Origin of the sequence: Bifidobacterium oedipodis (genome assembly GCF_012932425.1) — a bacterium.
In the GTDB taxonomy this organism is placed as follows: domain Bacteria; phylum Actinomycetota; class Actinomycetes; order Actinomycetales; family Bifidobacteriaceae; genus Bifidobacterium; species Bifidobacterium oedipodis.
Genome location: NZ_JAAIII010000006.1, coordinates 1 through 12550, shown reverse-complemented (window position 1 = coordinate 12550; position 12550 = coordinate 1). Strand labels below are relative to the sequence as shown.

Below are 12550 nucleotides of genomic sequence, written 5' to 3'. Positions count from 1 at the left end.
TTAAGCAAGTGAGGCACCTACGGAAGGCGAAATAGCATTGCAACTGGGCCTCCGTAGGTGTTTGTGTCGGCGAACTGGAGTTGAGGGTGGGCATGAGAATTATGCTGCGTCGGCAAGAAATATGTGTTTGTGATGGTATTCGATGAATTCATGAGATGGCAGGTTGATTGACGGCAGAGTAATCGCGTGCCCTTCAAAGCTGTAGATCCACTTATCGTTAATTTCGGAGTGCTTCACTCTGCCATGATTAACCACGACACGATAATCGTCGTCGATTGTAATGAGCCCCTGGTCAAAAGCACGATCGTGAAACGCATTGAGTAGCAGTCCGTTGGCTGCTGCGGTTTTCTCTGACGGCGTTGATGCCTTCCACGGTTTGATGTGACTTGCCACAAGTAGTGAGGGGATTTGTATTCCGGTCATGCAGCATGTATTGCGGTAATTCTGCAGCAATGAGTTGCGGAAGTAAGACTGGTTAACTCGCTGGAGAGTTGTCGCCATACGTTCTTTGCCATCGGGCGTCTTCCCTGCGAGCAATAGCTTGGTGGCGGATTCCAATGAAGAGTGCCTGTCTGGCGCGAGAGGTGTGAGCGTGGAAGTGCTTTCGTCTGCTTGGAGCAGTGCGTTCTCTAGCAGGGTCAAGCATTCCGCCATGAAGTTATCCGGCTCTGCTGCATACCATTCCCAAATCCGGGCGTCCATCTTACTGCCATGCTTCATGCCGGCAAGGCCTCGAGCTTGGCGGTTGACGTCATAAGCCGCAATATTCCAGATTTTTAACGCCACTGAGCCGGGCGTGCGCTGCAAAAAACGTGCTAATCGTTGAACGTCAAGCCCTTTGTCATCACATTCGCGTGGTTCAAGTATTCTGTACAGCGCAAACGCCATCATCGTTTCCTCGCGCGACCAATTGCGGCGGGGTATTTTCGAGCTGACGTTTGTTGCCATACAACCAGGATAGTGACGAACGATATTGCGCCGTGTCCTGGGCGCGGCGCATGAATGCCATCAGCCGATTGGAACGAATCAGCCGTTATATTCGATGCGCAGGCTGGGGTCGGTCTCTTGCTCGTCGATGATTCTGTTGTAAGTGGCTATGAGCTTGGACAGCGACGCATGGCGCGATGCGCTGTCAAAACGCCCATGCTCGTGAATATTGGTGGATAGGAACGATTGTATGTCCCAGACTTCGATGTTCTCGGCGATGCCTGCATCGGCTGCCAAAGTATATGCGGTGTTAGTGCGCTCGCGAATGGTGACGATGATGGGATGAAGCCCGTCATTGATATTGTGTTTGCATTTTTCGATAAGAAGCGAACCGGGTGCTGTGGTGCAGTGAATGGCAGTATCTCCCACATTAAAGTCGCCGTCTCTGCCGGTGGGTGTATCCGCTGTGGAAGCGCCGTTGATTTCGATATTTTCGATTATGGAAGATAGTTTGGCAGCTACAAGTTGTTGTAGGACGGTTCCTGTGTAGGTGGCACCAGGAATGCCTTGTTGTCGTTTGGTGGCTTGTTGCAGTAGGTGATCAATTGCTGTGCTGATGGAGAGCGAATTATCGGCTTCCAGCTTTAAAGGCTGTCGATTAAGAAAGTCGAGGATGCGATCAACCCAATATTGTTCAATGATTGCGAATTCTTGCTCTGAAGGCGCAATGGCATTGATGAGTACGGCATAGTCCCGCATAAGACTCATATTGCCGCGATTAGTGCGGCCTCCTTCGGAGACAAATCGTCGATTCATGCCGTGTTCGCTGAGAATCTGCTTGAGTCGCGAACCGCTAAGACCTTTTATCTGGCCTTCCTTGTCGGTGAGGTAATTCTCAGGGTTGATCGGAAGCGTGTCCTTTGAGAAAAGCCTTGTTAGTTGAAGGGCCGCTGCTAATGCGCCTTTGGTTTCAGCGACATTATGGGCAATGCAGAATTCGTTGAGATGGTGCAGATCCATGTGGAATTCTCCTTAACTGGCAGAGGCAAGCAGTGTCTGCTCGGTGTAGAGGTCTTTGCCAAGAGACCCGTGCAAAGCGGGCATGAAATAGTGTTTGCCAAGCCATTCCACGACGGGTACGGATACGGCATCACCAAAGCCGAACATAACTTGGTTTGGACGCAGTCCGTCAATGTTGTAATGGGCCGCGCCCATAAGAGTTGCATACTCTCGGGGCGTCATCCAGCGAACGGAGGCTTTACCGTTGCCCAGTCGAATGACGGCTTGCCGGGAAGATCCACCTCGAGCAGTGCGCAGGCATCCTGATACATCATCTGCGCGCACTTCCCAAACGGCTTTGCCATTGCGGGTGCGGCGATAAGCGGTTCGATAGGATTCGTTCGTGCTCTTGCGTAGCGATTCGATGCGGCTGAATTGGACGGGCGATAGAGTGTCGAGAAATTTGTCGGTTTTTTCAGCGTCCCACCAACGGCCGTCATTGTCAGGCATGTTTTCGATATACATGCTCAACCCAGACATGAGGGGAGACGGAGGCTCAGGCAGTGGCGCGCGGTGTGTGCGTAAGGAACTATCAGCGAATACCTGTTGCATCCAATCCGGGCGCAACGGGGAATTGAACTGTTCAATGGCAGGCGGATCCTGCAGCCCGATGAGGAATAGTCTTGGCCGGGATTGTGGAATAAATCGGCGGGTATCGATGGACAACACATCTACGGAGTAGCCAAGTTCGTTAAATGCGCGCACTGCAGCAGCGAGATCTTCGCCTGAATGGGAGGTTGCTAGGCCGTTCACGTTCTCTAGCACTGCGATTGGCGGACGGTCGGAGCCGAGTTCTCTCAGCAGGCGTGCGTATTGCCAGAAAGCGCCGGACTGCTTACCGTTCAGACCTGTGCGCGTGCCGGCAAGGGATAAATCGGTACAAGGCGAAGACCCCCAGGCGAGGGAGGCATCTCGCGGCAGATCTTCGCCATGGAGATTGCTCATGTCGCCTTCAATAAGCTTATGTTCTGGCGAATTGCCGAAATGATTACGGTACATTTCGCATTTGGCAGCATCGATATCGTTTGACCATTCAACTTGGAAGCCGGCTTCTTCAAGCCCGAGTCGTGCGAGGCCTATGCCTGCAAAAAACTCAAGCGCTTTGGGGCATGCCAAATTGGTGGTCGTGTGCGTGCGGTTGTCTGCCATGGCTCCACCTTACCTCGCCCGTACTGCTCATTTTTAAATTATGATACATGGTGTATCGAACATATGTTCGACGGTAGTGTCGAAGTTGTATTGCTGTGCCGGGCCTTTTGCTTATTGGCTTACGCTGGTAAACGGCCCGTCATATCAATGGGGATTCCGTAGGTGGTGGCATCGCGTATCAGGGAGTAGCGGGATGAAACCTACCCTGACGAACTGCGGTGTTCGTCCCCGAATGTTGACGGTGTAATGGCGCTGCGTTGCTGTGTTTGACTGATGCCGAATGATGGAACATTGGCCAATGGTTCCGGCAACCGTAATGGTTCGCGTTGCTTGAGCGCATTTGTTTATGGATCGGGGCGGCAGCGCTATGACGCAGGACATCGAAAACAGCATTCTCGTCTTCGACCAAGTGTCGAAACGCTACATAAGGGACGCGAACCGCCGATTCGTGCTGGGAAAGATCTCCTTCTCGCTGAAAAGCGGCGAAATCCTGAGAATCCGAGGCGACTCCGGCTCCGGAAAGACCACGGTGCTCAGAATCGCCGGCCTGCTGACGGTGCCGGATCGCGGCAGCGTGCACGTCTGCGGCGAAGAGGCGGCCAGTGAGAAAAATCGAGACCGACTCCGTGCCGCCTGCATCGGAATAGTGTTCCAGAACGCCAATCTGTTCGATCATCTGACAGTGCTGCAGAACCTCCTCGTCGCCGATCAAGGGAACGGGAACCGCGAGGAATGCTTGGAAATGCTCGCCCGGTTCAATATCCAGCGACTGGCAAATGTGAAGGCTGGCAGAATCTCCGGCGGCGAACTCCAACGCGCCGGAATATGCCGTGCGCTGATTAACCGGCCGAGACTGCTGTTGCTGGACGAACCCACTTCATCACTCGACGATGCGGCCGCCGATGAAGTGGCATCTGTTATTCGCATGCTGAGCGAAAGGGGAGTGGCGATTCTGCTGGCCAGCCACGACCCTCGTTTGGACGGGTTGGAGACCAAATCGTTGCGTCTTGAGGCCGGAAAGGTGGTTATGAGCTGATGAAAAGGGTTCTGCGACTGGTCTGGTTTGAACGATCGTATACGCTCAAAACGTCACGCGCGCTGGTTGTTCTGCTGGCAATCGTTGTCGGCACCTGTTACTGCCTTCAGGGGTTTGTGGTCGGTGCCGTTCAGGCGCATGCGAGCAATGTCGAGAAACACTCCAACGTTTCCGTCATCGAACTCAACACAATGCGTCCGGACGCACGTGTTTTGAACAAGAAATCACTCTCCGAGATATCCAACTTGGAACATGTTGTTTCCGTGTCTCCATGGATGCAGCATGACTTGGATCTGGCCGATGAGGGAGATTGGCCGGATCCGACAGTCGGCCCCGGATCCTTGTGGGCCACCACGTATTTCGAGCCCCGGCTTCCGAAAATGATCAAGGGAGACAGGCCCTCAACCTTGCAAGACAACGAGATTCTTTTGCCTCATTCCGTTCCTGGAGGCGATCTCAGCCAGCTGTATGGCAAGACAGTGACGTTTGGTTACACGCACATCGACGGCCAATATCAGGGATCATATAGAACCATCCCGCTCAAGGTGGTGGGCATTTACGACAACTCCGTGCCCGATAGAGACGGCGAGAATCCATCCTATGTTTCCGAAAACACGATGAATACTCTGTTCGACGAAAAGACCCCGGAATCCTACACATTCGCCTATGTGAAAGTCGATTCGGGCAAGCATGCCTCGGCAGTTCAGAAGGAACTTGCAAGCAAGGGCTTCGGAGTGACCGGTGCCGCGGGGCAGCAAGACACTATGGGAATTCTTGCCACGCTTATGAACATAGGCAGGTTCGTGTTCCCTGTTGTGCTTATCTGTTCCCTGGTATTCGGCGCCTTCCTGAGCGTGATATGGATGAAGCAGCGCAAGCGCTCGCTGGCTCTGCTTCGATGCTTGGGATACACGGCCGGTCAGCTAAGCGCTCTCGCGCTTGTCCAGGTCATCCAAATGGTCATCGCGTCGGGCATCGCCGGCATCATTGTGGGCGTATGTGTGAACCTGCTGCTGACGAACTTCATCAATACCAACGATTTGCTTAATCTTGTGAGTTTGGATGCAATGGTTTTCGACCCACTGCTGGCGCTTGAGATGCTTGGTATCACTGGCGTTGGTACGATTCTTGGCGCGCTTCCTTTGAGTATGACGATTGCGCGTACGCAGCCGGATGAGCTGTTGCGCAAGTAGTCAGATCTGTAAGTATCTGTAAGTCAGTATTCACGTACGTCAGTATCCGGCTTTTATGGCGGTTATGGTGAGTTCGCCGCGGTTGGTGTATCCGAGTGCGGTGAATATTTCGGATATGTAGGAGCGCACAGTGGCTTCGCTCAGACCAAGCTTTTTGGCGATTGTCTTGTTCGGTAGCGCCTGGATGAGCAGGTCAAATGTGGCACGCAGATAGTCCGGGAGCTGTTCCACCTGTGCGCGGAAATCATCGTACCCGGGGTCGTTTTTCCCGGAGCTCAGGTAACTGTCGGCGAGAATCTGTGTGGGGCGCGGCCCGAACACCGAGTATCCTGCGTGAGCTTGTTTAATCAATTGGGCGAGCTGTGCGGAAGGAATGTCTTTGGTCAGGAATCCGCGTACGTTCAGGGCCAGCGATTTGGCGAGTGATTCCTCATGTTCGAACACGGTGAGCATCACTACGGCGACTGACGGGTAGAGTCTTGCCACTTCCTTCGCCGTTGCTATTCCGTCGAGGACAGGCATGTCTACGTCCAACAGGGCCACGTCCACGGTTTGCTTGGAAAGCTCGCGCAAGGCTTGGCTTCCGTTCTCCGCGACGGCGACCACGCTGATACCATTCTGACGATTCAGCAGACTGGCAAGCCCCTCGCGAATGATTGCGTCATCGTCGGCGAGCAGAACGCGAATTGCCTCACTCATTAGAGCCTCCGGTTTCCCTTTGATTCGGTATGACTGCATTGACGATCCAGTGCCCCGAATTCGAAACGAAAGATAGTCTGCCACCCTCGCTCTCGATTCGGGACTTCAGATTGCCGAGGCCGAAGCCTCCTGTCAGTGCATTCTTCGAAGGCTTCTCGGCGATTGCGTTGGTCATCATCAGCGACAGTTCCCCGTCTCCAACCTCCACGAATAGATCCACAGAGGTTTCTTGCTGCGCATATTTCAAGGCATTCGTGGCGGCTTCGCGCGCGAACAGCGATCCCGTAAGAATCGCCTGCCTCGAAAGCAGTTGGTCAATATCCTCAGGCATATGCGCAACGAGGTCGAGTTGTCGGGATTGCAACATCAGCTTGGATTCCGCTATGGCATTGTTCAGGCTTGGGGTAGGTGCGTCGGCGCTGAGTTCCATGATCACGGGCCGCAGACGGCGCGAGGAGTTATGCACGAGACCAACGATTGGAGTGATTTCATCGGTCAGATCCGGGTGTGCTGCGGCGAGACTTTCCAGTGAAATGGAGATGCGGGCGAGATCCCTGGCGATTGTGTCGTGCAATCCCATGGCGAGCTTGGCGCGAATCGCCTCCGCCGCTTTGGCGGACTCTTCTTTGGTTTTCTCTAAATCCTGTCGAGACTGCTCGGCCTCATCCATGAATTTTCTGAATGCGAAGCCGACTGTGAGCACCACGACCATCAGCAGGGTATCGCTTGCAAGACGGTACAGTCCGGCATCCGTCTGCCAGAACATCAGCAGAACATACCCGGCAAGCAGCAGAACGGCACGGATCGCCTGATGGCGGACGATCCATACAGCGGCGATCAGAAACACGCCAAGCACAGGAAACGTAAGCGAGAAACCATAGTGGAGGATCCCCACCGCGGCGAACGCGCCCGCATACAGGAAATCCCCAATATTGCCCAGCCAAGGTGCTGCTGCCAGCAACGTGCACAGCATCGCCAACAACAGTGTGTCGGAGCCATTCAGCGGACTTGAAATCGCGTGGAAAACAACCTCCAAAACCGCAATCGACGCCGCCATGAGCAGGTATGCCAGCCTATAGCCGCGAGAATATGGCCGTACGGCATTCGAGAACAACCCCGACAAGGACTTGCGCATTATTTCTTCTTGCCAATGTTCGAACTAGAAAATGATTTGAACAGCGTTTTCTCCCAATGGTACAAAGCAAAGCCTCGGTTTCAACACCGATAAACGTCAGGGTCAGACTCCCTCTGTTTTTGATAACAAAAGGGTTTTGAGATTTCGTTCAAAACCCTGATGGCGGAGGATGGTAGGGCTTAGTGGAACCAAAAAAGAGATGTTTACTTTCTCCTTAACGATATGACTCAACTCACCTTGTAGAACACGAAATCATTCCCGATTTCAAACGGACCGTTGGAGCCCGACTCTTGCTGGAACACGAGGAACGATCGTGACATATCCGGGTCGCTTCCCCGAACTACAGAAAATGACTCTTGCTCTGCAGTGCCCAAATCCGATCCTGCCGCAACATAATAGAACCAAGCAGCTAACGGTGTATAGCTTCCATCTGAAGAATTGCAAGTGCCTGCATTTCCCTCAGTGCCATTTGGACATGATAGGTTCGCGTCGCCGCGAATGCCAAGATTGATTGCTGCCGAAGTTTGTGGAGGTGTTGACTGCCATGCCACTTGCAAAGTCAAACCTTGTAGCTTGGATGAAAATGGGTATGAGCCATTCGTGTTGTCTGTCCCATCCGTCATCGTACGTGCTACTGAACCATCCGAATTGAACGTCAGACATGCCCCATCATTCCTGCAATACTGACCGGCAAGGCCAGACCAATCCAGAGTATTGAGCTGGTTCACAATGACTGAAAGTGGCGTAGATGTGGCGGCGGTTGTGTCGTTATCGTTGGCAGCTTGTTCTTCGTTAGGAATGGAATCGTCTGAAGCGGCCATATTGCTAATGTCTTCATGGAAGTAGACGAATGTTGCTACACCTGCTCCTTGCCCTAGTGCCGACACCATTGATACGCTGCTAGTAAGTTGGATTCGATTGGCCTCCATCAAGTCATGCACACCATCTTCATCAAGATGGGATTGGTCCTTCATCGAAATGTAGGAGCCATCGGACTGTGGAACAATTACCGGACCTTGCATCACCTTGGTTGCCAAGTTCATGGCAGCAATTTGATCTAGGTCGGATTCTGAAGCGATGCCCAGCTGTTTTGCCACGCAACCGAAGAGAGCCAGCACTTTGGAGTCCAAACTGTCTGCCTCCAGCAAGTCCTTTGAAGGAGCCGTCAGTAAGAGATCGCCCTTGTACGGGCCGTCTTTCTTTACCTGTCCAACTGCTAGAAGGGAATCGACATCATTACTCGGAGCGCATACATCATTGACCTTCTTCAAGGTTGGAGCATTCGACCAATCAGCCTCATCGGTTGTCGTTTGCGACGTGTCTAAATCATCGGAACCATTGTCTTTCACTGGTTTGGTATTCACCGCGACAATGACTCCGATAACTAGAGCAGAGATCACGATAATAGTGATAATGATGCCGATGATTGCGCCAAGCGATAGTCTCTTATGTGACGTATTCCCAGTGCTGGAAGCGCTTTCGTCCGAATCCGGATTATTGGATGTCTGATGCGCCCATGCTGGTAATGGTTTCTGCTGTGGCGCTATCGGTGTTGGATCTGTAACAGACTGTGCTGGCTTGTTAATCTGTGCGTTCGTATTTGTGTCGGGTGCGTCTACTGGACGTCCACATTTGGGACAGAACTTTGAATCAGTGGGCATACCAGTGCCGCAATGCCGACAGAACATCTTTGATTCCTCTCTCCGTTAAGAATCTTTCCGTCTTCCATTGTTCCACTGACGAACGTGACCACTCGCCGCAGCCGCCAAAATGACAGGTGAAGATACCAGAACAGAAGGCTCTGTTAAATCGAAATTGGCATGCTGGTAAGGGGCTGCGGGCGTCTCCTTGAAGACTGAACACTCATGCTCCTTTTGTGCTTAGTCTCCGAAAAACGCCCGCAGTCCCTTGTCTTACTTCAGTCGGTTCTCCCATTTTTCTCGCAACTGAAGTGGCCTGATTTTTGTTCCGCCTCACTATGAAGGCGGAACAAAAATCAGGCCACTTCATTATTTGCGACTGGTCAGATGGTGTCCGAAATGGTGAGTTCTGGCTGCCGCATGATATTTGGCTGCATATTCTGGATCGTTTTCATCTAGCACATGGAGTATCGGGTAGATGGATTCGCGTCTAAATCCCAACTCGGACGCGACTTCATCGATTGTTTTGCCCCCGATTAACTCGTCGGCGATGTGCCGGGCGCGATTCAGGCGCTGCTCAGCGCGTAGCCGGCGTCGTTCCTCTGCTTCCTCTTTCCTGATTTGGTATTTTCGTTTGAGGATTTCTGCTGCTTGCTCTGGCGGTATGCAATTAGTGATGTACCATTTTCTTTCGTTTCTCACGTGAGCGGTTGTAAGCCCAACGGTTGCCGCGATTTCATCGAATGTTTTCCCGTTTGCATACTGTGCAAAGTAGTACTCTGCTCGGCGGCGGCGGTTCTCAAGCCGCTCAGATTCGGGGAGTTTATGCTTTCGTGTGTCGAAAACTATAGGCTTGTCGTCCATAGGGCCTCCCGTTGTGAGATATTCCGAATCGGTAATTGGATTATATAATAATTAATCCTCGAAAAATACCAAAACTGTTGAATAGATGGGCGGTGCCTTGGGGATGGGATGCTGTCGCCTGGGGCGCGAAATCTGCTGGCATCAATACGTTTCATGTTGCCGCGTTGTTCGTAGTGCCACAGGAACAATGACGTCGATGGCAGACAGCCGCCCATGCTTGGCTTTTCATTTGCGGGAAATTAAGAAGGAGCTGATGAAACATGTTGCCATACGGTAAGTGCTGTGATTCTCTCAATGAGAGGCTTATGTCATATGGCAACATGTCGGTTAAACCGGTCAATTATGCGACGGCTTCTCGGATCATTGCGCGGATTGCTGCTCTACGGGCTTCGATGAAAGCTCGAAAATCTTTGAGCTCGAGGCTGGTTCCCTCTGGCACGTAGAAGTTTCTGGGTGCATTAGGCTTGGAAGCCCATTCAGCGAGTGACATGTTGGACTTGTCGATATTGCTGAGCTTCTCGAGGAGTTGGAGGTTGGCGATGCTGTTCCAATTCGCTTCATCCTTTGCAAATTGGAGATCCTCATTATTGGTAAAGGTCTCTTCGAGCTTCTTCTCATCATGGAACACTGACTTCGGGTGTAGATGGTCCTGCTCGTAGCTGAGTCCGGGATTGACGGCTCCCTGCAGCAGGCGCAGCACGTATTCGGTGCCTGACTGCTGGTAACGGTAGTCCATGATTTGATCGAGGAAATCGTCGTCCACACTGTAATTCTTGTTGGTGCCCTTGAATTCGGCGATGATTTCCTGGAACGGGAAGCGCTGGTCAGTGCCATGCTGTTCGATGACGTCATGCAGACGCTTGAGTAGCGTATCGGTCTGGCCGCTGAAGATGTTTTTCAGGAAAGAAATTGTAAGCCAATGGATAATATCCATCGTGATCTCTGTCGAGAACGTGGTCTTTGCTGCTGAATGGTACAGTCCCGTCTTTTGGAAGTAGTGCATCAATGGGATTGCCGCGTTCTTGGCGCGGAACAGATCGTCAGTGAAGTTCTGATTCTTCAGGAATAGGAAAGTATTGGTGGTGACCTCGGTCAGCTCATCCCATTTTTCTCGCAACAGATCAACTTGAGACTGCCCGAAGTTATTGACTTTAAACCGGATGTCGTTGGGGTTGTAGATGACGAGGAACGACTTCAAGATGAAGTCTTTGCTGACACCAAAACCGGTGTCGTTCCATACGGTTCTGACGAGCTCTTCCGACTTTTCGCGGATTTCCGGCCAATTCGAGGTGGCGATGGCCATGATGAGATCGGACTTGCTGAGGGGAACCCCACCGCTGTTGGTACGGGTGAATATATCGAGTACCTTGTCTTGGTTTTGGTCGTTCTGCTGATAGTAGGTGACAGAAGGATTCTGGCAAATTGCCGAATAAAGACGATCAAGCATCTGGCGGGCTGGTTTCGGCAGATTGTGATTGATCACATAGTCACTTATGTCGTTGTCCTCGCCGGGTTTAGACAAGTTTAAGATTTCCCCGACTGGGAACCAGTAGCTGCCGTCCTGTATGGTTTCATCGCTGTCAGATGGTTCCCTGAATTTGAAATCATAAACAACGTTGTCCTCATCAGGTTCGGTTTCTTTCATGAGGTCAAGATACAGGTATCGCTTCGTGAAATTGGACTCATTCTTCCACGACTTATTTTTCTTGTGGCTTGAGTAGCTGCCCAGCAAACCGATGTACAGGCTTGTTAGACGTTGCTGTCCATCAATAACAGCGTCGAAATCCTCTTGGCCAGAGGCGTTGCATATTTGATTCGTTGTTCCGCCTGCGAATTCCGAGTAGTCGCAAATGAAGTCGTAGAAGCGATAGTCCTTCTTGATATTGGAGTCTGTGATATGCCAGAGCATCAATGTGTTGATGGGATAATCCTGCATCAGGCTATCGAACAGCTTCTCGATGCGTTCTGTGTCCCAGGTAAAGCGTCTTTGAATACCGGGCAGCAGCCACTTCCTTTGACGGATGTTCTTGATTGCTTCATTGATGGTAATCGGCATCTGATACTTATTATCGCTCAATGTCAGGCCTCCTTGACCTAGCGTTTGGCTAAGTATATCTCCAGACACGCGTAGTGAAAGGTGCGCGCATCGTTGTGAATGTTGATTCTATGATTGCGTTGGATTAACGTGACCAGAAAAGCAAGGTCGAGGGGAACCTCATGATCCCAACGTTTTTGAGACTCAGATGCAGACGGAGATATGTGATGCCAATATCAACTACCATTCCTCTCCGATGCCGCATGGCTCGCAAGTTGTCTCAATTGCTGTGTGTCAGATACCCCGTCTCCCGATAATCTGTGCTCCAGCATGGTGTAGCAGCGCTGGGATTCGTATAAGTACTGCCATAAAACTTGCGGGTGCTTGCCGATGTGATCATGTGTCGTGACAGGATCGAATGTGGTTAGGGGTACCGGCGCGGTACCGGTAACGATACCGCGCCTTATGAATCGGCTAGGCTATGAGCCTAAGCAGCTGGTAGAGTTGCCAGAGACTATGCACGTTGAAACGTACACCGTTAACCGTGGCGTAGTGTTCGGAACCACCCAGATGGATGGTCACGGACTGTCCGCGCACGGTCAGCTCGCCATGCACCGTGATATTATTCATTTGTACCCTTTGGTTAAGGGCGAAAGCCGATAACCAATCAAGGCCCGGCACTGCAATGAACTGCCTCCCATTTCTTGGACACGAGAAATGGGAGGCTCTTTTATGACTGGAAAAGCCATCTACGATGTCGGGATGAGGATGCGCGCCGTCGAGCTGTATGAGGAGGGGCGTGGCTACCCCTCC

General features: G+C 51.9%; 11 protein-coding genes. 2 read left to right on the top strand and 9 right to left on the bottom strand.

The window, feature by feature from the left end:
* Nucleotides 1–99: 99 nt before the first annotated feature.
* The 3 genes from G1C95_RS12430 to G1C95_RS09500 all read right to left on the bottom strand — a co-directional run bounded on the left by G1C95_RS12430 (nt 100) and on the right by G1C95_RS09500 (nt 3135).
* Nucleotides 100–948, bottom strand: coding sequence for an HNH endonuclease (locus tag G1C95_RS12430; protein ID WP_240947521.1), 849 nt, complete (start codon nt 946–948; stop codon nt 100–102).
* A gap of 78 nt (nt 949–1026) precedes the next feature.
* Nucleotides 1027–1947, bottom strand: a complete 921-nt coding sequence (locus G1C95_RS09505; RefSeq protein ID WP_169172720.1) for a DUF4928 family protein — start codon at nt 1945–1947, stop codon at nt 1027–1029.
* 12 nt (nt 1948–1959) lie between these two features.
* Nucleotides 1960–3135, bottom strand: a complete 1176-nt coding sequence (locus G1C95_RS09500; protein WP_169172719.1) for a DNA cytosine methyltransferase — start codon at nt 3133–3135, stop codon at nt 1960–1962.
* 367 nt (nt 3136–3502) lie between these two features.
* Here G1C95_RS09500 and G1C95_RS09495 point away from each other — a divergent pair, with 367 nt between their 5' ends.
* Both G1C95_RS09495 and G1C95_RS09490 read left to right on the top strand, forming a co-directional pair.
* Nucleotides 3503–4171 (top strand): ABC transporter ATP-binding protein, encoded by a 669-nt coding sequence (locus tag G1C95_RS09495; protein WP_169172718.1) that lies wholly within the window; start codon nt 3503–3505, stop codon nt 4169–4171.
* Complete coding sequence (locus G1C95_RS09490) at nt 4171–5364, top strand: ABC transporter permease (RefSeq protein WP_240947520.1); 1194 nt, start codon at nt 4171–4173, stop codon at nt 5362–5364. Before G1C95_RS09495 ends, G1C95_RS09490 begins: the two co-directional genes overlap by 1 nt.
* Before the next feature lie 39 nt (nt 5365–5403).
* Here the strand turns inward: G1C95_RS09490 and G1C95_RS09485 are convergent, their stop codons facing one another.
* The 6 genes from G1C95_RS09485 to G1C95_RS09460 form a co-directional block, all read right to left on the bottom strand.
* The gene (locus G1C95_RS09485; RefSeq protein ID WP_169172717.1) at nt 5404–6063 is read right to left on the bottom strand and encodes a response regulator transcription factor; all 660 of its coding nucleotides are present in this window, start codon (nt 6061–6063) and stop codon (nt 5404–5406) included.
* Complete coding sequence (locus G1C95_RS09480) at nt 6056–7120, bottom strand: sensor histidine kinase (protein ID WP_169172716.1); 1065 nt, start codon at nt 7118–7120, stop codon at nt 6056–6058. The genes G1C95_RS09485 and G1C95_RS09480 overlap by 8 nt, the downstream gene beginning before the upstream one ends.
* Nucleotides 7121–7425: 305 nt before the next feature.
* Complete coding sequence (locus tag G1C95_RS09475) at nt 7426–8886, bottom strand: zinc ribbon domain-containing protein (RefSeq protein ID WP_277348208.1); 1461 nt, start codon at nt 8884–8886, stop codon at nt 7426–7428.
* A 321-nt stretch (nt 8887–9207) separates the two neighbouring features.
* Complete coding sequence (locus G1C95_RS09470; protein ID WP_169172714.1) at nt 9208–9702, bottom strand: hypothetical protein; 495 nt, start codon at nt 9700–9702, stop codon at nt 9208–9210.
* Between the two features lie 340 nt (nt 9703–10042).
* Nucleotides 10043–11779, bottom strand: coding sequence for a DUF262 domain-containing protein (locus G1C95_RS09465; RefSeq protein WP_169172713.1), 1737 nt, complete (start codon nt 11777–11779; stop codon nt 10043–10045).
* 432 nt (nt 11780–12211) lie between these two features.
* The gene (locus G1C95_RS09460; RefSeq protein ID WP_169172712.1) at nt 12212–12367 is read right to left on the bottom strand and encodes a hypothetical protein; all 156 of its coding nucleotides are present in this window, start codon (nt 12365–12367) and stop codon (nt 12212–12214) included.
* Nucleotides 12368–12550 lie beyond the last annotated feature (183 nt).